At 62.7% G+C, this 23,711-nt stretch carries 22 protein-coding genes; 13 read left to right on the plus strand and 9 right to left on the minus strand.

From position 1 onward, the window contains the following. Positions 1-55 precede the first annotated feature (55 nt). A complete protein-coding gene (locus NPS46_RS22915) occupies positions 56-787 on the plus strand; it encodes a TetR/AcrR family transcriptional regulator (protein WP_274111282.1) in 732 nt (243 codons plus the stop codon). Between the two features lie 87 nt (positions 788-874). Here NPS46_RS22915 and NPS46_RS22920 read toward each other — a convergent pair whose 3' ends face one another. The 3 genes from NPS46_RS22920 to NPS46_RS22930 all read right to left on the minus strand — a co-directional run bounded on the left by NPS46_RS22920 (position 875) and on the right by NPS46_RS22930 (position 4,215). Beyond that, positions 875-1,807: a methyl-accepting chemotaxis protein gene (locus tag NPS46_RS22920; RefSeq protein ID WP_274111284.1), complete on the minus strand. Its 933-nt coding sequence runs from the start codon at positions 1,805-1,807 to the stop codon at positions 875-877. 66 nt (positions 1,808-1,873) lie between these two features. Then, complete coding sequence (locus NPS46_RS22925) at positions 1,874-3,136, minus strand: OprD family porin (protein WP_274111286.1); 1,263 nt, start codon at positions 3,134-3,136, stop codon at positions 1,874-1,876. A 188-nt stretch (positions 3,137-3,324) separates the two neighbouring features. Next, the gene (locus NPS46_RS22930; RefSeq protein WP_274111288.1) at positions 3,325-4,215 is read right to left on the minus strand and encodes a LysR family transcriptional regulator; all 891 of its coding nucleotides are present in this window, start codon (positions 4,213-4,215) and stop codon (positions 3,325-3,327) included. Between the two features lie 144 nt (positions 4,216-4,359). Here NPS46_RS22930 and NPS46_RS22935 point away from each other — a divergent pair, with 144 nt between their 5' ends. From NPS46_RS22935 to NPS46_RS22980, 10 genes are all read left to right on the plus strand, one after another. After that, positions 4,360-5,508: a muconate cycloisomerase family protein gene (locus NPS46_RS22935; protein ID WP_274111290.1), complete on the plus strand. Its 1,149-nt coding sequence runs from the start codon at positions 4,360-4,362 to the stop codon at positions 5,506-5,508. A gap of 11 nt (positions 5,509-5,519) precedes the next feature. Then, entirely contained in the window at positions 5,520-5,810 is a 291-nt protein-coding gene (gene catC, locus NPS46_RS22940) for a muconolactone Delta-isomerase (protein ID WP_274111292.1), read from the plus strand. A gap of 57 nt (positions 5,811-5,867) precedes the next feature. After that, positions 5,868-6,797 (plus strand): catechol 1,2-dioxygenase, encoded by a 930-nt coding sequence (catA, locus tag NPS46_RS22945; protein WP_274111294.1) that lies wholly within the window; start codon positions 5,868-5,870, stop codon positions 6,795-6,797. Between the two features lie 160 nt (positions 6,798-6,957). Next, positions 6,958-7,914: an AraC family transcriptional regulator gene (locus NPS46_RS22950; RefSeq protein ID WP_274111296.1), complete on the plus strand. Its 957-nt coding sequence runs from the start codon at positions 6,958-6,960 to the stop codon at positions 7,912-7,914. A 132-nt stretch (positions 7,915-8,046) separates the two neighbouring features. Then, positions 8,047-9,411, plus strand: coding sequence for a benzoate 1,2-dioxygenase large subunit (gene benA, locus NPS46_RS22955; RefSeq protein WP_274111298.1), 1,365 nt, complete (start codon positions 8,047-8,049; stop codon positions 9,409-9,411). Further along, the gene (benB, locus tag NPS46_RS22960; protein ID WP_274111300.1) at positions 9,408-9,896 is read left to right on the plus strand and encodes a benzoate 1,2-dioxygenase small subunit; all 489 of its coding nucleotides are present in this window, start codon (positions 9,408-9,410) and stop codon (positions 9,894-9,896) included. The genes benA and benB overlap by 4 nt, the downstream gene beginning before the upstream one ends. Positions 9,897-9,906: 10 nt before the next feature. Then, positions 9,907-10,920, plus strand: coding sequence for a benzoate 1,2-dioxygenase electron transfer component BenC (gene benC, locus NPS46_RS22965; protein WP_274111302.1), 1,014 nt, complete (start codon positions 9,907-9,909; stop codon positions 10,918-10,920). Between the two features lie 123 nt (positions 10,921-11,043). Then, the gene (locus NPS46_RS22970) at positions 11,044-11,817 is read left to right on the plus strand and encodes a 1,6-dihydroxycyclohexa-2,4-diene-1-carboxylate dehydrogenase (RefSeq protein ID WP_274111304.1); all 774 of its coding nucleotides are present in this window, start codon (positions 11,044-11,046) and stop codon (positions 11,815-11,817) included. An 81-nt stretch (positions 11,818-11,898) separates the two neighbouring features. Next, entirely contained in the window at positions 11,899-13,239 is a 1,341-nt protein-coding gene (locus tag NPS46_RS22975) for an MFS transporter (protein WP_274111306.1), read from the plus strand. A 60-nt stretch (positions 13,240-13,299) separates the two neighbouring features. Then, the gene (locus tag NPS46_RS22980; RefSeq protein ID WP_274111308.1) at positions 13,300-14,502 is read left to right on the plus strand and encodes a benzoate/H(+) symporter BenE family transporter; all 1,203 of its coding nucleotides are present in this window, start codon (positions 13,300-13,302) and stop codon (positions 14,500-14,502) included. A 10-nt stretch (positions 14,503-14,512) separates the two neighbouring features. Here the strand turns inward: NPS46_RS22980 and NPS46_RS22985 are convergent, their stop codons facing one another. Further along, entirely contained in the window at positions 14,513-15,430 is a 918-nt protein-coding gene (locus NPS46_RS22985; RefSeq protein WP_274111310.1) for a LysR substrate-binding domain-containing protein, read from the minus strand. A 114-nt stretch (positions 15,431-15,544) separates the two neighbouring features. On the opposite strand from NPS46_RS22985, the gene NPS46_RS22990 reads away from it, so the two are divergent. Continuing rightward, on the plus strand, positions 15,545-16,159 hold the full coding sequence (locus NPS46_RS22990) for a LysE family translocator (RefSeq protein WP_274111312.1): 615 nt from the start codon (positions 15,545-15,547) through the stop codon (positions 16,157-16,159). 74 nt (positions 16,160-16,233) lie between these two features. On the opposite strand, the gene NPS46_RS22995 is transcribed toward NPS46_RS22990, so the two are convergent. Genes NPS46_RS22995 through NPS46_RS23005 form a run of 3 tightly spaced genes read right to left on the minus strand, consistent with a single transcriptional unit; the run spans position 16,234 to position 18,824 of the window. Then, on the minus strand, positions 16,234-17,415 hold the full coding sequence (locus NPS46_RS22995; protein ID WP_274111314.1) for an acetyl-CoA C-acetyltransferase: 1,182 nt from the start codon (positions 17,413-17,415) through the stop codon (positions 16,234-16,236). Positions 17,416-17,429: 14 nt separating this feature from the next. Then, on the minus strand, positions 17,430-18,089 hold the full coding sequence (locus NPS46_RS23000; RefSeq protein ID WP_274111316.1) for a CoA transferase subunit B: 660 nt from the start codon (positions 18,087-18,089) through the stop codon (positions 17,430-17,432). Positions 18,090-18,125: 36 nt separating this feature from the next. Further along, positions 18,126-18,824 carry a CoA transferase subunit A gene (locus tag NPS46_RS23005; RefSeq protein ID WP_274111318.1) on the minus strand — a complete coding sequence of 233 codons (699 nt, stop codon included), beginning with the start codon at positions 18,822-18,824 and terminating at the stop codon, positions 18,126-18,128. Between the two features lie 146 nt (positions 18,825-18,970). Between NPS46_RS23005 and NPS46_RS23010 the strand changes: the two genes are divergently transcribed. Further along, positions 18,971-19,861 (plus strand): LysR family transcriptional regulator, encoded by an 891-nt coding sequence (locus tag NPS46_RS23010; RefSeq protein ID WP_274111320.1) that lies wholly within the window; start codon positions 18,971-18,973, stop codon positions 19,859-19,861. 41 nt (positions 19,862-19,902) lie between these two features. Here the strand turns inward: NPS46_RS23010 and NPS46_RS23015 are convergent, their stop codons facing one another. Beyond that, complete coding sequence (locus tag NPS46_RS23015) at positions 19,903-20,544, minus strand: DUF1345 domain-containing protein (protein WP_274111322.1); 642 nt, start codon at positions 20,542-20,544, stop codon at positions 19,903-19,905. 60 nt (positions 20,545-20,604) lie between these two features. Continuing rightward, positions 20,605-23,709, minus strand: coding sequence for an efflux RND transporter permease subunit (locus NPS46_RS23020; RefSeq protein WP_274111324.1), 3,105 nt, complete (start codon positions 23,707-23,709; stop codon positions 20,605-20,607). Positions 23,710-23,711 lie beyond the last annotated feature (2 nt).

Consider the following 23,711-nt stretch of genomic DNA (forward strand, 5'->3'; position numbering starts at 1 on the left):
ACGCGATTTTTCGCCGGGGTCTCCAGCCCCTCCCAAGCAATAGGCTGCTCTCCTTATGGTCGTAAAAAAACTCAGTGCTCCGAACGTGACCAAGACCCGGCTGCTGGATGCTACCGAGGCGCTGTTTATCAAGTACGGCTATGACGCAGTCCTGTTACGACAGATTACCGAGCGCGCCCAGGTCAATCTGGCGGCGGTGAACTACCACTTTGGCGACAAGGATTCGCTGATGAAGACGCTGCTGATGCAGCGCCTGGAGCCGCTGAACGAGCAGCGCCTGGAGTTGCTTGCCAAATGCGAAGAAGAGGCCAAGGGGCCGCTCGATTGCGACACCCTGCTCGGCGTGCTGTTCGCCCCGGCCATGGGCCTGGAGCGTAGCGACCCGGCCAGTGGCGAAGGACGTTCGTTCATTCGCTTTCTCGGCCGTGTTTACAGCGACACCTCGCCGTTTATCCAGGAATACCTCAAGGAGCATTACCGCCCGGTGTTCGAGCGCTTTTTCGCGGCGTTTGCCCTGGCATTGCCCGATGTTCCGCGCAATGAGCTGGGAGTGCGGCTGCAGTTTGCCCTCAAGGCGATTTCCGGGGTGATGGCGGGGACCGAGTTGCGTTTGTTGATCAGTGCAATGAGCCTGGGCCGCCCGGCGACCGATGCCGAGGTCATGGCGAAACTGATCAGCCTGGTCTCGGCCGCCATTCGCGCGCCCCTGCAGAACGTCGAATCGGAACAGGCCCTGGCCAGGGTGCTGGATACCCAGCGCCAGTTGCGCCAGCAAAACGCCTCGTAGCAGCGGTCACGCCAGCGCGTCGCGATTGCCGCGAGGCTGCGCTGGAATCCGTCTGGATAAGGCGCAGCGCAGCGGTTCTGGCCGGTTTCAGGTGGCGGTCAGCGCCTCCAGCTGCACGCAGGCATGCTCCACCAATTGATGCTGGGTCGCCAGGCGCTCACTCACCCCCTTGACCACCTCCATGCGCGTCAGCGCACCGGCCTGGATCTCCTCCATGGCCTGTAACGCCGTGGCCACCCCGCGCAGGCTGCTTTCACTGGACTGGCCAATATGCTCAACCCCGCTACGGGTCTGTTGCGCGGTTTTTTCCAGGCCGGCGGCGATGTGGCCAATCTGTTCGCTGGACTCGTTGGCCCGTACCGCCAGGTTGCGCACTTCATCGGCCACCACTGCAAACCCGCGGCCATGGCTGCCGGCCCGGGCGGCTTCGATGGCCGCATTGAGTGCGAGCAGATTGGTCTGGCGGGCGATGTCCTGGATGCTGCCGACAATCGCCCCGATGCGCTTGGATTGCTGGCCCAACTCGTCGAAGACCCCGTCGATGCGGCTCATATAGTCGCTCAAATCATGAATAGCACTTTGCGAGGCACGAATGCTGGTGGCGCTTAATGCGACTTGCTCGCCGGAGTGGCGAGCCAGTTGGCTGGCCGCCTGCATCTGCTGCTCGCTACTGGCCACGTTGTCCTTGATGGCCTGCAACTGCGCGCGCAATGCCTCCAGGTATTCGATCCGCCACGGCGCTACGGTGTCGGCTGGCACTGTGGCTTCGACCACTGGCGGCGCTGCGTTCAACGGCATCAACTCGACTTCAACGCGCTGGATCAGCGTGGCCGGGCGGGTTTGGTACAACATCCCGGCCAACAGCCCGCAGACCAGGCTCAGGATGACCAACCCGGTGTGCAGCAGGGGCGTGTCGAGCCACGGCAGGGCGGCGCAGCTGAGCAGGGCCAGGCCCAACAGCGCACTGGCCAGGGGGTTGTGCAAGCGCTTGCGCACAAGCGCCGGAGAATCAGGCTTCATGGTGTCTTCCAAATACAGCGACGCCTGGCCAGATCAAGAGCCTGGCCAGGCGTGCATGGGCTGAGGTTAGAGCAGGGTCCAGGTGTAGCTGAGGATCAGACGGTTCTCGTCGATGTCGGTGCGGTAGTTGGAGCGCGCCATCACGTTGCGCACGCGGATGCCCAGACCACTGAAGGTGCCGGACTGGACCACGTAGCCGATATCCAGGTCGCGCTCGCGATCCTTGCCCTCGTAGCCCTTGCCGGTATCGACGTTGTCGCCGCTGATGTAGCGCAGCGTAGTGGTCAGGCCAGGCACGCCCAGGGCGGCGAAGTCATAGTCGTAACGGGCCTGCCAGGAGCGCTCGTCGGTGTAGGCGAACTCATAGGTCGGCACTTCGTTGCCCAGCGGCGTGATATTGGCGAACACCCGTGGAAACGCGCTGTCGCCATACATGCCCTGGTAGCCGACATAGAAGGTATGCCCGCCACGCTTGGCCGATAGCAGGGAGAAGAAGGCCTGGTTATCGACTCGGCCCAGCAGCTTGCGCCCATCTTCGCGCGCATCGAAGTAGCCCAGGTTGGCGCCCAGCACCCAGTTGCCCACTGGCTGTGTGTGTTTGAGGCCGTAGAAGCGCTGCTGGTAGATGTCTTCGAGCTGCGCATACCAGACACTGGCGGTGGTGCGCTTGCTGTTGAAGGCGTAGTCGGCCCCGGCGTAGTTGAAGGCGTCGCTGCTGACCGCACGCTTGGGCACGTGACCGAGCATGGCTTGCAGTTTGTCGTCGCCGGATTCATTGCGCAGACTGGTGGAGCGCAGCCGGCCGCCTTGCAGGGTCAGGCCGTCGATGTCGTTGGATACCAGGCTGGCCCCCTGATACGACGGCGGCAGCAGGCGGATATCGCTGAAGGTCAGCACCGGAAGGTTGGGTTGCAACTCGCCGACCCGCAACTCGGTCTTCGCCGCACGCAACTTCAAGGCCACGCCCAGGCGGCTGTAATCGTCGGCGGCGTCACCGTCTTCCTGCACCGGCAACAGGCCGGTATTGACCCGCCCCTTGCCGCTGTCGAGCTTGAGCCCAAGGGTGCCAATGGCGTCCACGCCGACGCCGATGGTTCCAGGGGTGTAGCCCGACTTGAGGTTGAGGATAAAGCCCTGGGCCCACTCCTGGGCGCGCGAGGGTTCGGTGCCGCGGATATCGGAATAGTCTCGGCTGAAGTAGTAGTTGCGCGCTTGTAGGGTGGCGGTCGCGTCCTTGAAAAAGCCGCTTTCTTCAGCGAGAAGCGGTGTGCAGACACCCAGGCACAGCACGCCGGGCAACAGGAGAACGGTCGAGGAAGTCGAGTTCATGGTTGGGCTCTTATTGTTATTTTTGGACGTTTGTCGGCGGCGAGACTAGGGGCTGGATACGCGCGGCAATATCCGCTCAGTGCAGAGTGCTATCCGCTTTGTGCAGGGAGGAGGGGGCTGGGGTTGATGCAGGTCAAGCCCGCGACAGATACCCGCCGCGGGTTTTGTTCAGGGCCGGCGTGCGCCGATCAGCTACGGTGGGAGTCGAGCAGTTCGCCGACGACCTTGAGGCAGTGGGCCAACCCCGGCGAGCTGTCGCCGGTACGCCGGCTAAGGATGATCGGCGAGGTGGCATTGGGTTCCAGCAACGGCGTATAGCCAATATCGACCCGGTTCAAAACCTGCACCGAGGCCGGTACCAGGGTGATGCCGATGCCCGCGGCGACCAGGCCAATGGCGGTCTGCAGTTCGTTGGTCCACTGCGCCACCTTGATGTTCAGGCCATGGGCATCGAACAGTGCCATCACGTGGTCGGCGTAGCTGGGGCGCGGGTTGCCCGGGTACAGCACAAAGGGTTCATTGGCGATATCGGCCAGGCTGATGGGGCCGGCCAGTAGCGGGTGTCCGGCGGGGAGGGCCGCGACCAGGCGGTCCTCGGTCAGCACCTGCTGGGTGATCACCGGGTCGTCGATGCGAATCCGGCCGAAACCGACATCGATCCGCCCGGCTTTCAGCGCCAGAACCTGCTGCAGCGTGGTCATTTCCGAAAGGCCCAGCTCCAACTCCAGCTGGTCGTCGTTGCGCAACCGGCGAATCAGATCGGGCAGCACGCCATACAGGGTAGATGGGGCAAAGCCGATGCCCAGCCAGGTCTTTTCGCCATGGCCGATCCGGCGGGTGTTGTCGCAGACCTTGGTCAGTTGTTCGAGCAGGGCGCTGGAGTGCTCATAAAAAAACCGCCCGGCCTCGGTCAGGCGCAGCGGGCGGGAACGTTCCAGCAGATTGACCCCCAGTTCATCTTCCAGTTGCTGAATCTGTCGGCTCAAGGGCGGCTGGGCGATATGCAGGCGTTCGGCGGCACGGGTGAAGTTGAGGGTCTCCCCCACAACCTGGAAATAACGCAGATGACGAAGCTCCATGGGACTCCCGGCAACAAGGCACGTGGTGGAGGGCAGGGCGGACAATACCTTGGAGGTATGGTGCCAGACCAAATCAATATTGGCACCCTGAAAAAAGCCGTTGGAGAATCGGCCCAGAATTTTAAGAACCTAGTGGGTATCGACATGCTTTCTTCTGTCATCCAATCCGTCGAGACGATCATTGTCGATCTGCCGACCATTCGTCCGCACAAGCTGGCGATGCACACCATGCAGAACCAGACGCTGGTGATCATCCGCATCCGCTGTGCCGATGGCATTGAAGGGATCGGCGAATCCACCACCATCGGTGGCCTGAGCTACGGCAATGAAAGCCCGGACAGCATCAAGACCAATATCGACAAGCACTTTGCGCCGCTGTTGATTGGCCAGGATGGCGCCAACATCAACGCGGCCATGCTGCGCCTCGAGCGCACGATCCGCGGTAATACCTTCGCCAAGTCGGGGATCGAAACGGCACTGCTCGACGCCCAGGGCAAGCGCCTGGGTCTGGCGGTCAGCGAACTGCTCGGCGGTCGTGTCCGTGATGCGCTGCCGGTGGCCTGGACCCTGGCCAGCGGTGACACCGCCAAGGACATCGCCGAAGCGGAAAAAATGCTCGAACTGCGTCGCCACCGCATCTTCAAACTGAAGATCGGCGCCGGTGAAGTCGACCGCGACCTGGCCCACGTTATCGCGATCAAGAAAGCCCTGGGTGACCGTGCCAGCGTGCGCGTCGACGTCAACCAGGCCTGGGACGAGGCCGTGGCCATCCGCGCCTGCCGCATCCTGGGTGATAACGCTATCGACCTGATCGAACAGCCGATCTCGCGCAACAACCGCTCGGGCATGGTCCGCCTCAATGCCAGCAGCCCGGCGCCGATCATGGCCGACGAATCGATTGAATGCGTGGAAGATGCGTTCAACCTGGCTCGCGAGGGTGCAGCGTCGATCTTCGCCCTGAAAATTGCCAAGAATGGTGGCCCGCGTGCCGTGCTGCGCACCGCCGCGATTGCCGAGGCCGCAGGTATTGGCCTCTATGGCGGCACCATGCTCGAAGGCGGCATCGGCACCCTGGCGTCGGCCCATGCCTTCCTGACCCTGAACAAGCTGGCCTGGGATACCGAACTGTTCGGCCCACTGCTGCTGACCGAGGACATCCTGGTCGAAGCGCCGCTGTACCAGGATTTCCACCTCCATGTGTCCCGCGAGCCGGGCCTGGGCGTAAGCCTGGACGAGGAGCGCCTGGCGTTCTTCCGCCGTGACCGGACATCGACTGCCGTTTATCAAGCCTGAGGAGAGCCCCCATGCTGTTCCACGTAAAAATGACCGTGAACCTGCCGGTGGATATGGATCCCGCGCGCGCCGCCAGCCTCAAGGCCGACGAAAAAGCCCTTGCCCAACGTCTGCAAGAACAGGGTAAATGGCGCCACCTGTGGCGCATCGCCGGGCTCTACGCGAACTACAGCGTATTCGATGTCGACAGCGTGCAAGAGCTTCACGACCTGCTGATGCAACTGCCGCTCTACCCCTATATGGCCATTGAAGTGAATGCCATGTGCCGTCATCCCTCCTCGATCCGCGAGGACGACAGCTGATCGATTTGCCTAGCCGTGCCCAACGCCTAATAAATACAATTAGATGAGGAAGTCATCATGAATGTCAGAATCTCCCAAACTGCTGAAGTCCAGAAATTTCTCGAAGAAGCCAGCGGCCTACTCAACGACAACGGTAATCCGCGTGCCAAGGCGCTGATCTATCGCATCCTGCGTGACTCGGTGAACATCATCGAAGACCTGAATGTGACGCCGGTCGAGTTCTGGAAAGCCGTCAACTACCTGAACGTGCTGGGTTCGCGCCAGGAAGCCGGTCTGGTCGTCGCAGGCCTGGGCCTGGAGCACTACCTCGACCTGCTGATGGATGCCCAGGACGAAGAAGCCGGCAAGACCGGCGGCACCCCACGCACCATCGAAGGCCCGCTGTACGTGGCGGGCGCCCCGATGTCCAACTTCGAAGCGCGCCTGGACGACGGCACCGACCCAGGTGTGCCCTTGTTCATGAAAGGCCAGGTCACCAACACCGCTGGCGAACCGATCCCGGGCGCTGTAGTCGATGTCTGGCAGGCCAACACCGGTGGCACCTACTCGTACTTTGACGGCACCCAGTCGGAGTTCAACCTGCGTCGCCGTATCGTCGCCGATGGCGAAGGTCGCTATCGCTTCCGCAGCATCGTGCCGTCGGGCTATGGCTGCCCACCGGATGGTCCGACCCAGCAGTTGCTCGATCAACTGGGCCGTCACGGCCAGCGTCCGGCGCATATCCACTTCTTTATCTCGGCCCCGGATCATCGCCACCTGACTACCCAGATCAACCTGTCCGGCGAGAAGTACCTGCATGACGACTTCGCCTACGCCACTCGCGATGAGCTGATCGCCCAGATCAACTTCAGCGAAGACCAGGAACGTGCCAAGCAATACGGCGTAACCGGCCGCTTTGCTGAAATCGAGTTCGATTTCACCCTGCAATCTTCGCCTGAGCCGACCGAGCAGCAGCGCCACGAACGCGTGCGCGCCCTCGAAGCGTAAATCGAGCGCCAGCGACCGGCAGGCGGCAAGACAACCCAGGTTGATCTTGCCGCCTGCTTCTTTGCATCTACTGACATAGAATGACCAAGCGTGTATTGCCTGAGGACGTCGACCTGCGTGTACGACGACCCATTCACAATAAGAAAGAGAGTGCCTGGTTATGGAAGCGCATCTGCTGAGCGAGCGCAGCATGGTGTTTGCACAGGCCGACCCCCATGCGGTGTCGGGCTATGTCAATCAGCATGTGGGATCCCACTGCATACGGTTGCCCAAGGTCGGCAGCCCCGAGGCAAGCCTCAACCATCGCAAGTTTTCCAGCCTGGACCTGTGCCGCATCAGCTATGGCGGCGAAGTACGGGTGACCTCACCGGCGCTGGAAACCATCTATCACCTGCAGGTGCTGTTGCGCGGCCATTGCCTATGGCGCGGGCACAAGCAGGAACACTATTTCGCCCCCGGCGAATTGCTGCTGATCAACCCGGATGATCCGGTCGATCTGACCTATTCCGACGACTGCGAAAAATTCATTCTCAAGGTGCCCACCAGCCTGGTCGAATCCGTGTGCCAGGAACAACGCTGGCAGCATCCGGAGCAGGGCGTGCGCTTTCTGGAAAACCGCTACCGGCTCGATCAACTGGACGGCTTCGTCAACCTGCTGGGCATGGTCTGCCAGGAGGCCGAAACCCTGGACTCCATGCCGCGCGTGCAGGACCACTACGCCCAGATCGTGGCCAACAAGATGCTCGGCCTGATGAAAACCAACGTCAGCCGCGCCAGCCTGGGCTCGCAAACCGCCACTTTCGAACGAATTGCCGACTACATCGAGCGCCACCTCAAGCAGGACATATGCAGCGAGGATCTCGCCCGCCAGGCCCAGATGAGCCTGCGCTCGCTGTACGGATTGTTTGAGCGCAACGCCCATACCACGCCGAAAAACTACATTCGCCAGAAGAAGCTCGAGCGGGTCAATGCCTGCCTGCGCGATCCCGGCAGCCAGGTGCGCAATGTCACCGAGCTGGCCATGGATTATGGCTTCCTGCACCTGGGGCGTTTCTCCGAGAACTACCGCAACCAGTTCGGCGAGCTGCCTTCCGACACGCTCAAGCGTCGCCACTGATTATCCGCCCGAAGCGCACGCGCTTCGGGCCTTTGCACAAAACGGATAGATCTCTGCAGCCAGTGGATATTGCGCAATTGCCCTGCGACCTAGCATGGGCCTTGCCTGATAAAAACAATGGAGGCGGCGGCCATGTCCCTGCGACCCGAATACCTTCACTCCCTGCTTGAAGAAGACAAAGACCAAGGTGTCTATCGTTGCAAGCGGGAGATGTTCACCGACCCTCGGCTGTTCGACCTGGAAATGAAGCACATTTTCGAGGGCAACTGGCTGTACCTGGCCCACGAGAGCCAGATCCCCAACAAAAACGACTTCTACACCACGACCATGGGGCGCCAGTCGATCTTTATCGCGCGCAACAAGGACGGTGTTCTGAATGCGTTCATCAATGCCTGCTCCCACCGTGGGGCGATGCTCTGCCGCCACAAGACCGGCAACAAGGCCTCGTATACCTGCCCGTTCCACGGCTGGACCTTCAACAACTCCGGCAAGCTGCTCAAGGTCAAGGACCCGGCCGAAGCGGGTTATCCGTCGAGCTTCAACTGCGAAGGCTCCCACGACCTGACCAAGGTCGCGCGCTTCGAGTCCTATCGCGGTTTCCTGTTCGGCAGCCTGAATGCCGACGTCGTGCCGTTGGTGGAACACCTGGGCGAGTCGGCAAAGATTATCGACATGATCGTCGACCAGTCCGCCGATGGCCTGGAAGTGCTGCGCGGTTCCTCCAGCTACATCTATGAGGGCAACTGGAAGCTGACCGCCGAGAACGGTGCCGATGGCTACCATGTCAGTTCCGTGCACTGGAACTACGCCGCCACCCAGAACCAGCGCAAGCAACGCGCTGCGGGCGACACCAACCCGACCATGAGCGCCGGCAGTTGGGCCAAGCAGGGCGGCGGGTTCTACTCGTTCGACAAGGGCCACATGCTGCTGTGGACGCGCTGGGCCAACCCCGAGGACCGTCCGCTCTACGAGCGTCGCGACGAACTGGCCCAGGACTTCGGCCAGGCACGCGCCGACTGGATGATCGAGAACTCGCGCAACCTGTGCCTGTACCCCAACGTCTACCTGATGGACCAGTTCAGCTCGCAGATCCGCATTGCCCGGCCGATCTCGGTCAACCGTACGGAAATCACCATCTACTGCATCGCCCCCCGTGGTGAGAGCGATGAAGCCCGTTCGCGACGCATCCGCCAGTACGAAGACTTCTTCAACGTCAGTGGCATGGCCACGCCGGATGACCTGGAAGAGTTCCGCTCCTGCCAGATGGGCTACGAAGGCAGCACCAGCGCCTGGAACGACATGTCGCGTGGCGCCGCCCACTGGGTCGAGGGCGCCGATGCGGCGGCCCAGGAAATCGATCTGCATCCGCTGCTCAGTGGCGTGCGCACCGAAGACGAAGGCCTGTTCGTGCTGCAACACAAGTACTGGCAGGAAACCATGCTCCAGGCCCTGGCCGCCGAGCAGTCGCGCCAGATTGACGTGGAGGCCGTGCAATGAGCCGCACCTATGAAGTGGTCCGCGATTTTCTCTACCGCGAAGCCCGCTACCTCGATGACAAGCAGTGGGACCAATGGCTGGAGCTGTATGCCGCCGACGCCAGCTTCTGGATGCCGTCCTGGGATGACAACGACGAGCTGACCGAAGACCCGCAGAAAGAAATTTCGCTGATCTGGTACGGCAACCGCACAGGCCTGGAAGACCGTGTCTTCCGGATCAAGACCGAGCGCTCCAGCGCCAGCGTGCCGGACACCCGCACCTCCCACAACATCAGCAACATCGAAGTGCTGGAAGAGGCCGACGGCCTGTGCAAGGTGCGCTTTAACTGGCACACCCTGAGCTTTCGCTACAAAACCGTCGACAGCTATTTCGGCAGCAGCTTCTACACCCTTGATATGCGCGGCGAGAACCCGCTGATCAAGGCCAAGAAAGTGGTCCTGAAGAACGATTATGTTCGTCAGGTCATCGATGTCTACCACCTCTGAGGCGGCGCTCATGACCCATCAGATTGCACTTAATTTCGAAGACGGCGTGACCCGATTCGTCAGCGCCAATGTCGGCGAAACCGTGGCCGATGCCGCCTATCGCCAGGGCATCAATATCCCCCTGGACTGCCGTGACGGCGCGTGCGGCACCTGCAAATGCTTTGCCGAGGCCGGCCGCTACGAACTGGGCGAGGAATACATCGAGGACGCGCTGACCAGCGAAGAGGCCGAAGCGGGTTTTGTCCTGACCTGCCAGATGCGCGCCTTGAGTGATTGCGTGGTCCGTGTACCGGCGTCCTCGGATGTCTGCCGCACCCGCCAGGCCAGCTACAGCGCCGCCATCAGCGCTGTACGGCAGTTGTCCGACAGCACCATTGCGTTGTCGATCAAGGGCGAGGCCCTGAGCAGCCTGGCGTTTTTGCCGGGCCAGTATGTCAACCTGAGCGTGCCGGGCAGCGAGCAGACCCGGGCCTATTCGTTCAGCTCCCTGCAACACGATGGCGAGGTCAGTTTCCTGATCCGTAATGTGCCGGGCGGCTTGATGAGCAGCTTCCTCACCGGTCTGGCCAAGGCGGGCGACAGCATGAGCCTGGCCGGTCCGCTGGGCAGTTTCTACCTGCGCGAAATCCGCCGTCCCTTGCTGTTACTGGCCGGTGGCACGGGCTTGGCGCCGTTTACCGCCATGCTCGAGAAAATCGCCGAGCAGGGCAGCGAGCATCCACTGCACCTGATCTACGGTGTGACCCAGGATCTGGACCTGGTCGAGATGGACCGCCTGGAAGCCTTTGCCGCGCGGATTCCCAACTTCACCTTCAGCGCCTGTGTCGCCAGCCCGGACAGCCAGTACCCGCGCAAGGGGTACGTGACCCAGCATATCGAGCCGGCCCACCTGAACGAGGGCGATGTCGACGTCTACCTCTGCGGCCCGCCGCCGATGGTTGAAGCGGTCAGCACCTACATCCGTGAACAGGGGATTACTCCGGCGAACTTCTACTTCGAGAAATTCGCTGCCAGCGCCGCCTGATTGCCCAACCGGCCCTGAACAACGCTCGCGCTCCCTTGATCGGGGTCGCGAGCACGCTCGCTCCTACGGGAAAGGGCGGGGCAGGTGGATACGCAAACTACCGATTACAGCACGAGGATGCCTATGAACAGATTCGAGCAAAAAGTCGCCCTGGTGACCGGTGCGGCCCAGGGGATTGGTCGCCGCGTGGCCGAGCGCCTGGCTGAAGAGGGCGCGCGGGTGGTGCTGGTGGATCGCTCCGAACTGGTGTTCGAACTGGCCGCCGAGCTGTCGCCCACTCACGAAGTACTGGCTTTGACGGCCGACCTGGAACAGTACGAAGAGTGTAACCGGGTCATGGCTGCGGCCGTTGAGCGTTTCGGTCGCCTGGACATTCTGGTCAACAACGTCGGTGGGACGATCTGGGCCAAGCCGTTCGAACACTACGAGCCGGCACAGATCGAGGCTGAAGTCCGCCGTTCGTTGTTTCCCACGCTGTGGTGCTGCCACGCGGCACTGCCCTACATGCTGGAACAGGCCAGCGGCGCCATCGTCAACGTATCGTCGATTGCCACGCGCAGTGTCAATCGCGTGCCCTATGGCGCGGCCAAGGGCGGCGTGAATGCCCTGACGGCCTGCCTGGCGTTTGAAACCGCCGGGCGCGGGGTGCGTGTCAATGCCACCGCGCCGGGCGGCACCGAAGCGCCGCCACGGCGGATCCCGCGCAACAGCGCCGAGCAGTCGGCCGACGAGAAGGTCTGGTACCAGCAGATCGTCGACCAGACCCTGGACAGCAGCCTGATGAAACGCTACGGCAGCATCGATGAACAGGCCGGGGCGATCTTGTTCCTGGCCAGCGATGAAGCTTCCTATATCACCGGCATGGTCATGCCGGTCGGCGGTGGCGATCAGGGCTAGGCCCGTTCCTGTTTCAAAGCCGGCCCGGCGGGGCCGGTGCTCTACCTAATCTATAAAAACAACAACATAGAGTCAGATGCCATGCGAAAAATAGATATCAATCAGTTGATCGATGATGCGCGTTTCAACGTGTTTCATTGGCGAGTGCTGTTCTGGTGCGCGCTTATCATTATCTTCGACGGTTACGACCTGGTGATCTACGGCGTGGTCCTGCCGGTACTGATGAAGGAGTGGGGCCTGACCCCTCTGCAGGCGGGGGCATTGGGCAGTTATGCCCTGTTTGGCATGATGTTCGGTGCGCTGATCTTCGGCTCACTCTCCGACCGGCTCGGACGCAAGCCGGTGATCGCCCTCTGCGTGGTGCTGTTCAGCGGCTTTACCGTGCTCAACGGCTTTGCCCGTGATCCGCTGGAATTCGGCATTTGCCGGTTTATCGCGGGCCTGGGGATCGGCGGGGTAATGCCCAACGTCGTGGCGCTGATGAGCGAATACGCCCCGAAGAAGATCCGCAGCACCCTGGTTGCGATCATGTTCAGCGGCTACTCGGTGGGCGGCATGTTGTCGGCCGGCCTGGGGATCGTGCTGTTGCCAGCGTTCGGCTGGCAGTCGGTGTTCTACGTGGCCATTGTGCCCTTGCTGCTGTTGCCGTTGATTCTGCGTTTCCTGCCCGAGTCGGTGGGTTTCATGGTGCGCAAAGGCCGTGAAGACGAGGCACGCAACGTGCTGCAACGCATCGAGCCGACCTATGTCCCGCAAAGTGGCGACAGCTTTGTCGCCGGCGCGCTCAAGGCCGCCGGTGCACCGGTGGTGCAATTGTTCCGCGATGGCCGTGCGCTGAGTACCCTGATGCTCTGGGTCGCGTTCTTCTGCTGCCTGCTGATGGTCTACGCGCTCAACTCCTGGCTACCCAAGCTCATGGTCAGCGCCGGTTATGGCCTGGGTTCGAGCCTGACCTTCCTGCTGGTCCTGAACTTCGGGGCGATCTTTGGCGCCGTCGGCGGTGGCTGGATCGGTGACCGCTTCAAATTGCAAAAGGTGTTGGTGGCGTTCTTTATCATTGCCGCCATTTCCATCAGCCTGCTGGGCTTCAACAGCCCGACCGTGGTGCTGTATGGCTTGATCGCGATTGCCGGGGCGACCACGATCGGCACCCAGATCCTGGCCTATGCCTGCGTGGCGCAGTTCTACCCGATGGCGATTCGTTCCACGGGCCTGGGCTGGGCATCGGGAGTCGGTCGCACGGGCGCGATTGTCGGGCCGCTACTGGGTGGCGCGCTGGTCGGCATTCAATTGCCGCTGCACCTTAACTTCATGGCCTTTGCCGTACCGGGCGTGGTTGCCGCCCTGGCCATGTGCTTTGTGTACCAACGCCAGTCGAAGGCGGCCAGCGCGGCCGCGACGGTGGCAGTCTCGCAGGTCTGAGGGGGTTGGCGCGCACCCGGGTTGCCCCGGGTGTGCGCAACACACTGAGCGGAAAAAGTGATGAAAGCGTTCTTCAAAGATTTCTCCCTGTCAGCCGTGGTCGCGGGCTTTATCGCGACGGTGATTTCCTATGCCGGGCCACTGGTGATTATCTTCCAGGCGGCCAAGGCTGGCGGGCTACCGGCCGACGTCGTGTCGTCCTGGATCTGGGCCATCTCCATTGGCAGCGCCGTACTGGGTATTGTGCTCAGCCTGCGCTTCAAGGTTCCTATCGTGATTGCCTGGTCGGCACCGGGCTCGGCCCTGCTGGTCGCCATGCTGCCGGACATCAGCCTCAATGAAGCGGTGGGCGCCTATATCCTGGCCAATCTGCTGATTCTCCTGGTCGGGGTGTGCGGAGTCTTCGACCGGATTATCGGCAAGCTGCCCGCGGCGATTTCGGCGGCGATGCTTGCCGGGATCCTGTTCAACTTTGGCACCCAGCTGTTTGTCTCGGTCAAGGACCAACCCACGTTGGTCCTGGCGATGTTCGTCACCTACCTGGTGTTCAAACGCTGCCTGGCGCGCTATGCGGTGATGGCGGTGCTGTTTGTGGGCGTCGGGATCTCCCTGGCCAACGGCGAGTTGAATACCGGCGCGCTGGTGATTGGCATGGCCACGCCGGTGTGGATCAGCCCGGAGTTCAGCTGGCATGGCGCCCTGAACATTGCCTTGCCGCTGGTGATGGTCGCGTTGACCGGGCAATTTGTGCCGGGCATCGCCGTATTGCGCAACGCCGGCTACAACACGCCAGCCAGTCCGATTATTTCCGCCAGTGCCCTGGGCAGCGTGTTGCTGGCGCCCTTTGCCTGTCATGGCTTGAACCTGGCCGCGATCACGGCGGCGATCTGTACCGGGCGCGAAGCCCATGAGGACGGGCGCAAGCGCTATGTGGCGGGGGTCATGGGCGGGGTGTTTTATCTGGTATTCGGGATCTTCGGGGCGACGCTGGTTTCGTTGTTCAGCGCATTCCCCCAGGAACTGATCGCCGCACTGGCCGGTTTGGCGCTGTTCTCGGCCATTGCCGGGGCGCTGGCCGGTTCCATGGCGGTGCCCGATGATCGCGAAGCAGCCTTGATCACCTTTCTGGTGACCGTCTCGGGGATGTCGCTGCTGGGGCTGTCGGCCGCGTTCTGGGGCTTGATCTTCGGTCTGGGGGCCCATTGCCTGCTGACCTGGAGGCGCACTGCCAAGCAGGTCGGTGCAACGCAACAGCGCGCCTGAAACCCCGGCTTCAAGCGCGGCGTTCTACCGCGATCGGGCAGATATCCGGCAGATCGCCCAGCAGCCAATCCTTCAAGTGTCTGATAGCGCCCAGCTGGGCGCTGTCCCTGGGCCAAGCGAGGTAATAGCTGTCCCCGGTGCCAATGGCGATGGGGACGGGCAGGCCGAGCAGGCCCCGGGCCAGATCGGCGGCAATCAGATGCAGATCGCCCATGGACACACCATGCCCAGCCATCGCGGCGGCAATGCCCTGGTCGAGGGTGTCGAAGACCTTGCCACGCGCGAGTGGCACTTGCCCTTCGGGATAGACCCGTTGCAACCAGCGCCGCCAATCCCGACGATCCGCCGAGGGGTGGATCAGTTCGGCGGTGTCCAAGCGCTCCAGCGGCCACGGTGAGGGCGCCTGGTCAGCGGCACAGATCGGCAGCAGCCATTCATCGAACAGCTTGCAGGTGTCGATACCGGCGCCGAACTGGCCATTGCCAAGCAGGATGGCGCAGTCATAGGGCTCGGCCTGGAAATCCACGGTGTCGATATCCATCCAGACGCTGGAGAGTTGCACGGCCGCGCTTGCGTCAGCGCTGTTGAAGCGTTCAAGGGCCTGTAACAGCCAGCGCATGGTCAAAGTCGACGGCGCCTTGAGGCGCAATTGATTGCCCTGGGTACGCAGCGGGTGGCAGGCGGCTTCAATAATCCGAAAACCGCGGCCCAACTCATCCGCCAGACGCTGGCCGGCCTCGGTCAGCAACAGTTTCGGTCCATGGCGCTCGAACAGCCGACACCCCAGTACCGTTTCCAGATTGCGGATATGCCGGCTGATTGCGCTTTGGGTCAGGGACAACTCTTCGGCCGCCCGGGTAAAGGATGACGAACGCGCGGCCACTTCAAAGGCACGCAAGGCATAGAGGGGAGGCAGGCGGTCGCTCATGGCGGGGCTCGATCATGATTAATAGTCATAGTAGGTCACAGCTTTATCGGTTTTTCAAACCGCCGGGGCGCTTGCAAGCTGGCGGCTTGTTTTCGAGCTGCGAGTCTTTTTGCAATGCAACTGTCCTTACTGCTGCTATATGCCCTCAGTGTGCTTCTATTGATCGCGACTCCAGGGCCGGTCATGGCCCTGGTGGTCGAGGCGCGCCTGCGCGGCGGAACCCGTCAGGCACTGCTCACGGCACTGGGCAGCAATGGTGCGTCCCTGGTGCTGATTGGCGTGGCGGTGCTGGTCCTGGGCGCGAGCCTGTCGCTGGATCCACGCTTGCTGGAGTGGATCAGCCTAGGGGGCTGCTTGTTTATCGGCTATTTGGGGCTGACGGGGCTGCGCCGCGGTGCCTATAACGAAGGGCAGGAAAGCCCCAGTGGGCATGGCTGGGGCAGGGGGTTCCTGGTCGGGATCGCCAACCCCAAGGACATCGTGTTCTTTATCGCGTTCTTTCCACAATTCATCCCGATCACCACGTCCTTTAGCCAAAGCGTGACGTGGCTGGGCCTGATCTGGCTGGTGATCGACCTGGTGATTCTCGGGGGGTATATCTATCTGGCCGGGCGGCCGTTTAGCCTGCGCCATGCGGGCAGGATTGCCACGGCGGCCAGCGTGGCCCTGCTGCTGATTGGGGGGCTGGGTGCGCTTTATGCCGGAGCGCGTTTGCTGGGTGGGGAATAAGGGCTCGCGAACCGACCCGCTCCTACACGTTCGTGGATTCCAGTAGGAGCGGGCCGGCCCGCGAGCGGTACCCCCTAATCGCGCGAGAGTGCCAAGGCCACGCCCTGGCCACCGCCGATGCACAGGGTCGCCAGGCCTTTGCGGGCATCGCGCTTGAGCATTTCATGGAGCAGCGAGACCAGCACCCGGCAACCCGAGGCACCAATCGGATGGCCTAGGGCAATGGCGCCGCCATTGACATTGACCTTCTGCGCGTCCCACTGCAGTTCCCGGCCCACGGCCAGCGATTGCGCAGCAAAGGCTTCGTTGGCTTCGATCAGGTCCAGTTGCTCCAGGCGCCAACCCGCTTTGTCCAGGCAGCGGCGCGTGGCCGAGACCGGCGCGATGCCCATGATCGCCGGGTCGACCCCGGCATTGGCGTAGGCGGCAATGTTGGCAAGGACCGGCAGGCCCAGTTCGCGGGCTTTGTCGCCGCTCATCAGCAACACGGCCGCCGCGCCGTCATTGAGGCTCGAGGCATTGCCGGCGGTGACACTGCCGTCCTTCTTGAAGGCCGGCTTGAGCGTGGCCAGAGACGCTTCGCTGGTCTCGGCGCGGGGTTGCTCGTCGACGGCAAACGCCACGGGATCGCCCTTGCGCTGGGGAATCAGGATCGGGGTGATTTCATCGGCAAAGCGCCCGGCCTCGATGGCGGCCACGGCCTTGCGCTGGGAGGCCGCGGCAAAGGCATCTTGCTCTTCGCGGGTCAGGCCGTACTGCTCCACCAGGTTCTCGGCGGTGATGCCCATGTGATAGTCGTTGAAGGCGTCCCACAAGCCGTCGCTGATCATACTGTCGATCATCTTCGCATGGCCCATGCGCAGACCGGTGCGCGCGGCGGGCAGTACATAGGGCGCCAGGCTCATGTTCTCCATGCCGCCGGCAATGATGACCTGGGCATCGCCGCAGCGAATCGCCTGGGCGCCCAGGTGCAGGGCCTTGAGCCCGGAGCCGCAGACCTTGTTCAGGGTCATGGCGGGTACGGCGTGGGGCAGGCCGGCCAGGATCGCCGCCTGACGCGCCGGGTTCTGGCCACTGCCGGCAGTCAGGACCTGGCCGAGGATCACTTCATCGACCTGCTCACCGGCCAGGCCGGTTTGTTCGAGCAGGCGGCGGATCACCGCGGCACCCAGTTGCGGCGCGGGAATACTGGCCAGCGAACCCTGGAAACTGCCAATGGCGGTGCGGGTCGCGGCAACGATAACGACGTCTTGCATGGAGTGATTCCTTCTCAGGCGAACTGCATTTCAGGCACATGCGCGGGCACGATCAACTGGCCGGCGGTCTTGCTGACGATTTCCTCGACACTGACCCCCGGCGCACGCTCCTTGAGCACGAAGGCGCCGTTTTCAATTTCCAGGTAGGCCAGGTCGGTCAGCACGCGCTTGATGCAGCCGGCGCCGGTCAGCGGCAGGTTGCAGCGCGGCAGCAGTTTCGATTCGCCGTCCTTGGACGCATGGGTCATGGTGACGATGATGTTTTCCGCACCGGCGACCAGGTCCATGGCGCCCCCCATGCCCTTGACCAGTTTGCCGGGGATCATCCAGGAGGCGATATTGCCCTGCACGTCGACCTCGAAGGCGCCGAGCACGGTCAGGTCGATATGGCCGCCGCGGATCATCGCGAAGGACTCGGCGGAGGAAAAGATCGAGGCGCCGACGCGGGCGGTCACGGTCTGTTTGCCGGCGTTGATCATGTCGGCGTCGACTTCATCCTCACGGGGGAAGGCGCCCATGCCAAGCAGGCCGTTTTCCGACTGCAGCATGACTTCCATGCCGGCCGGGATGTAGTTGGCGACCAGGGTCGGAATGCCGATGCCCAGGTTGACGTAGTAGCCGTCCTGCAGCTCGCGGGCAACGCGTTGGGCCATTTGTTCGCGGGTAAGAGCCATGGGGTGTTCTCCGTTGTTCGGGCGTGGGGCGGGGGGTCAGGTACGGACGGTGCGCTGTTCGATACGCTTCTCGAAGGTGCCGCAGATGATCCGGTCGACATAGATGCCCGGAGTGTGGATATGGGCGGGGTCGAGCTCGCCCGGCTCGACGATCTCTTCGACCTCGACCACGGTGATACGCCCGGCCGTGGCGGCCAGCGGGTTGAAATTTTGGGCGGTGTGGCGGTAGATCACGTTACCGAAATGGTCGGCCTTCCAGCCTTTGACAATGGCGAAGTCACCAGTGATGGATTCTTCCATCAGGTACGGACGGCCGTTGAATTCGCGGGTTTCCTTGCCTTCGGCTACCGGCGTGCCGTAGCCAGTGGCGGTGAAGAATGCCGGGATCCCGGCGCCGCCAGCGCGCAGCTTTTCGGCCAGGGTGCCCTGGGGGGTGAGGATGACTTCGATCTCACCGCTGAGCAGTTGCTTTTCGAACAGCGCGTTTTCGCCGACATAGGAGGCGATGACCTTGCGAATCTGCCGGTCTTCGAGCAACACGCCAAGGCCGAACCCGTCGACTCCGCAGTTGTTCGAGACCACCGTCAGCTCGCGGGTGCCTTTGCGCTTGATCTCGGCGATCAGGTTTTCGGGGATGCCGCACAGGCCGAATCCGCCGGCCAGTACTGTCATGCCATCGGTCAGTCCTGCCAGGGCTTCCTCGTAGGACGCCACACGCTTGTCGAAACCTGCCATATGCCCTTCCTCTTTCTTGTTCGTGGACGGCGTTCAGCCGTGTTGCGCCGAGTGTTGCTCCAGCAGATTGATTTGTTAAGTTGATTTTTAAGGTGGATTAATAGATAAAACCAAATAATCCAGTTCGCGTACCGAGGCCCAGCGCCATGACCGTCAAACAGATTCGCGCCTTCCTGGCGGTGGCCCAGAGCCTGAGCTTTGCCGTGGCCTGCGAGCGGCTGCACCTGTCGCAGTCGGCCCTGAGCCTGACTATCAAGGCCTTGGAAGAAGGCCTGGGCGGACGTTTGTTCAGCCGCAACACCCGTAATGTGGCGTTGACCCCGGAAGGCGAAGCCCTGGTGCCTTTGGCGCGGCGGTTGATTGCCGACTGGGAGAATGCCGAGGACGAACTGCGCCAGCGCTTCAGCCTGCAACGCGGGCGGGTGACATTGGCGGCCATGCCGTCGTTTGCCGGCAACCGCCTGCCGGAGGTGCTCAAGACCTTTCGATTGCGCTATCCCAAGGTCAATGTACGGGTCGACGATGTGATCAACGAACAGGTGCTGGAGAGGGTTCGCGAGCGGCAAGTGGAGCTGGGTGTCGCCTTCGAACCGCCGCAAAGCGCGTCGTTGCAATTCACCCCGCTGTACCTGGACCGTTTTGTCGCGGTGGTACCTCGGGACAGCCCCCTCGCCAGCCAGGGCAGTACCGACTGGCAGGCGTTGCTGGAACAGCCGTTTATCACCCTGCAACGCCCTTCGACGGTACGGGTCATGCTCGAAGAGCATCTGCAGGCCCATGGCATCCAGTTGCCGGTGGAGCTGGAGAGCCATCAGTTGGCGACAGTTGGGCGCATGGTCGCGTGCGGGCTGGGCGTGAGCGCGGTGCCGGCCCTGTGCGCCGGGCAGATGGAGGAACTGGGCGCGCAGTGCATTACCTTGCGCGAGCCGCGGATCGAACGGGCGATAGGAGTACTGACCAAGCCGGGGCATGAACTGTCGGCGGCGGCGCAAGCGCTGTTCGATATCTTGCGCGAGAGCGCCACGCTGAACACCTGAACCTGGAGCGGGCTCTGCGCCGCGCCAAGGCGCCCACCGACTTAACCGAACAGCCCCGCCGCGATATTGATCGAGAAGCCAAGGATGGCGGTATTGAACAGAAAACCGATCAACGACTGCCCCAGCACGACCTTGCGCAAGGCCCGTGTGCCGACGCCGACATCCGAGGTCTGCACCGCGACGCCGATGGTGAAGGAGAAATACAGGAAGTCCCAGTAGTCCGGGTTTCGCTCGCCATCGGCAAAGCGCAGTGCGGGCTCCTGGCCGGTGTCGGTGTAGAACAGCCGCGCATAATGGACACTGAAGATCACCCCGATGAGCAACCACGACCCCAGCACCGTCAGCCCGGTAAAACCGTAGTGCAGCAGTTGCTCGGTGCTTTCCAGGTGCTTGCTGCCGGCCAGTTCCAGGGTAATGGTCGCCAAGCTGGCAATGGCTGCGATACACACCATGAACAGCACCATGCCGGCGTTTTCATCTTCGCGCTCGGCAATCCGCTGCACGTCGCGGGCCTCGGAGCGAATCACCAGCCACAGCATGATCGCCAGGTAGGCCCAGACGCCGGCGTTCCAGCCAATCAGGATTTTTGTCAGCAGGTCGCTGGCGGGCGCCAGGACCCCAGCCGCCGCGCCCAGCAGGGCGGCGGCGGTCAGGCGTGGGTGGGTGCGAAGTAGGTGCGGCATGGACGCTCACTTTGAGTCGGGCGATTGCCGCACCATAGCACGGTGCAATGGCGTCAAGGGCTAGGGCTTGGCCGCCCGATGACGGCGGTCGACCCACTTCATCACCACCACGAAAAACACCGGGACAAAGACCACCGCCAGGGTGGCGCTGATCATCCCGCCGATCACCCCGGTACCGATGGCCTGCTGGCTCGCGGAACTGGCCCCGGTGGCGATGGCCAGGGGCACCACGCCGAGGATAAACGCCAGGGAGGTCATGACAATCGGGCGCAGGCGCAGGCGCGCGGCCTGGACGGTCGCGTCAATCAGGTCATGGCCTTCATCGACCAGGCTCTTGGCGAACTCGATGATCAGGATCGCGTTCTTGGCCGAGAGCCCAATGATCGTGATCAGCCCCACTTTGAAGAACACGTCGTTGGGCATTCCGCGCAGGCTGACGGCCACCACGGCGCCGAGTACCCCCAGCGGCACCACCAACAGCACCGAGGTCGGGATCGACCAGCTCTCATACAATGCTGCCAGGCACAGGAACACGATCAGCAACGACAGCCCGAGCAGAATCGGGGCCTGGGCGCCGGACAGGCGCTCCTGCAGCGACAGGCCGGTCCATTCCAGGCCGAGCCCGGCCGGCAGCGCTGCCACCAGCCGCTCGATCTCGGCCATGGCCTCGCCGGTGCTGTGCCCGGGCTGCGGCTCGCCGGAAATACTGATTGCCGGATAGCCGTTGTAGCGCGTTAGCTGCGCTGGCCCCTGTACCCAACGCGCCTGGACAAACGCCGCCAGTGGCACCATTTTGCCGAGGTCGTTGCGCACATGGATCTTCAACAGATCGGCGATCTGGCTACGTTGGTCACCCTCGGCCTGGACCACCACGCGCTGCATGCGGCCCTGGTTCGGGAAGTCATTGATATAGGCCGAGCCGACGGCGGTGGACAGCACATTGCCGATATCGTTGAAGGACACGCCCAGGGCGTTGGCCTGCTGGCGATCCACTTCCAGATGCACCTGAGGGCTTTCGGCCAGGGCGCTTTCGCGCACGTTGACCAGCACCGGGCTCTTCTCGGCGGCGGCGAGCAACTCGCTGCGCGCCTTCATCAAGGCGGCGTGACCGACTCCGGCCCGGTCCTGCAGGCGGAACTCGAAACCGCTGGACGTACCGAGGCCGTCGACCGGCGGTGGCAAAATGGCGTAGGCCACCGCGTCCTTCAACCCGCTTAGAGCGATATTGGCCCGCTCGGCAATCGCCTCGGCGCTGTCCTGCGCGCTGCGCTGCGACCAGTCCTTGAGCGTGGTGAAGGCCAAGGCGGCGTTTTGCCCGCTGCCGGAGAAGCTGAAGCCGAGGATCATGGTGGTATCGGCCACACCCGGTTCACCGGTGTTGTGCGCCTCGATCTGCTTGACCACCTCCACGGTGCGCGCCTTGCTCGCGCCTGGCGGCAACTGGATATCGGTGATGGTGTAACCCTGGTCTTCCACGGGCAGGAAGGAGGAGGGCAGGCGCGTGAATGCCCAGCCCAGGGCCAGCAACAGGACCGCGTAGATCAGCAGGTAGCGACCGCTGCGCTTGAGCGCATGCAGGACCCAGCGCTGGTAGCCGTCGCTCATCTGCTCGAAACGGCGATTGAAGGCGCCGAAGAAACCGCCCTTGGCATGGTGTTCGCCCTTGGCGATGGGCTTGAGCAAGGTCGCGCAGAGGGCCGGCGTGAGGGTCAGGGCAAGAAAAGCCGAGAACAGGATCGAGGTCGCCATGGACAGCGAGAACTGTCGATAGATCACGCCCACCGAGCCCTGCATAAAGGCCATGGGAATAAATACCGCCACCAGCACCAGGGTGATGCCGACAATCGCTCCGGAGATCTGGCCCATGGCCTTGCGTGTCGCGTCCCGGGGCGACAGCCCTTCGTTGACCATGATGCGCTCAACGTTCTCCACCACCACAATGGCGTCGTCCACCAGAATACCGATGGCCAGCACCATGCCGAACATGGTCAGCACATTGACCGAGAAACCCAGGGCCAGCATGGTGGCGAACGTACCCATCAGTGCCACGGGCACTACCAGGGTCGGGATCAGCGTGTAGCGCAGGTTCTGCAGGAACAGGAACATGACGGCGAACACCAGCACCATGGCTTCGAGCAGGGTATAGACCACCTTGGTGATCGAGACCTTGACGAAGGGCGACGTGTCGTAGGGGATCTTGAACTCCACGCCGGCCGGGAAATAGCGCTCCAGTTCGGTCATTTTCTCGCGGATCAGGGTGGCGGTACGCAGGGCATTGGCGCCAGGCGCCAACTGGACGCTGAACGCGGTGGTCGGCTTGCCGTTGAGACGGGTGGCGTACTGGTACTGTTGGCTGCCGATTTCCACCCGGGCCACATCGCTGATCCGCACCGTGGAGCCGTCCGGGTTGGCGCGCAACACAATCGCGGCAAACTCTTCGGGCGTCGACAACTGGCCCTTGACCAGTACCGCTGCGGTGATTTCCTGGGTGGCGGGGCTGGGCAGGTCGCCGATGCTGCCGGCCGAGACCTGGGCGTTCTGCGCGGCCAGGGCATTGCTCACGTCGCTGGGCGTCAGGTTGAAGCCGATCAGCTTGCGCGGGTCGAGCCAGATCCGCATGGCGCGCTCGGAGCCATAAAGCTGGGCCTTGCCGACCCCGTCGATCCGCTTGATCTCGTTCATCACATTGCGCGCAAGGTAGTCGCTCAACGCCACTTCATTGAGCTGGCCATCGCTGGAGGTCAGCGTGCCCAGCAGCAGGAAGCCGGAGGACACTTTCTCGACCTGCAGGCCTTGCTGTGTCACGGCCTGGGGCAGGCGCGACTCGACGATCTTCAGGCGGTTCTGCACGTCAACCTGGGCCATTTCCGGGTTGGTCCCGGGCTGGAAGGTCGCGGTGATGGTCGCCGTGCCCAGGCTGCTTTGCGAGGCGAAGTACAGCAGGTGGTCTGCGCCATTGAGCTCTTGCTCGATCAGGCTGACCACGCTCTCGTCCAGGGTCTCGGCCGAGGCGCCGGGGTAGGTGGCGGAGATTTCCACCTGGGGCGGAGCGACGTCGGGGTACTGGGCCACCGGCAGTTGGGGAATCGCCAGGATACCGGCCAGCAGGATAAACAGGGCAATCACCCAGGCAAAGACCGGGCGATCGATAAAGAACTGCGGCATCT

It is taken from the genome of Pseudomonas putida (genome assembly GCF_028682395.1).
Taxonomy (GTDB): Bacteria; Pseudomonadota; Gammaproteobacteria; order Pseudomonadales; family Pseudomonadaceae; genus Aquipseudomonas; species Aquipseudomonas putida_AB.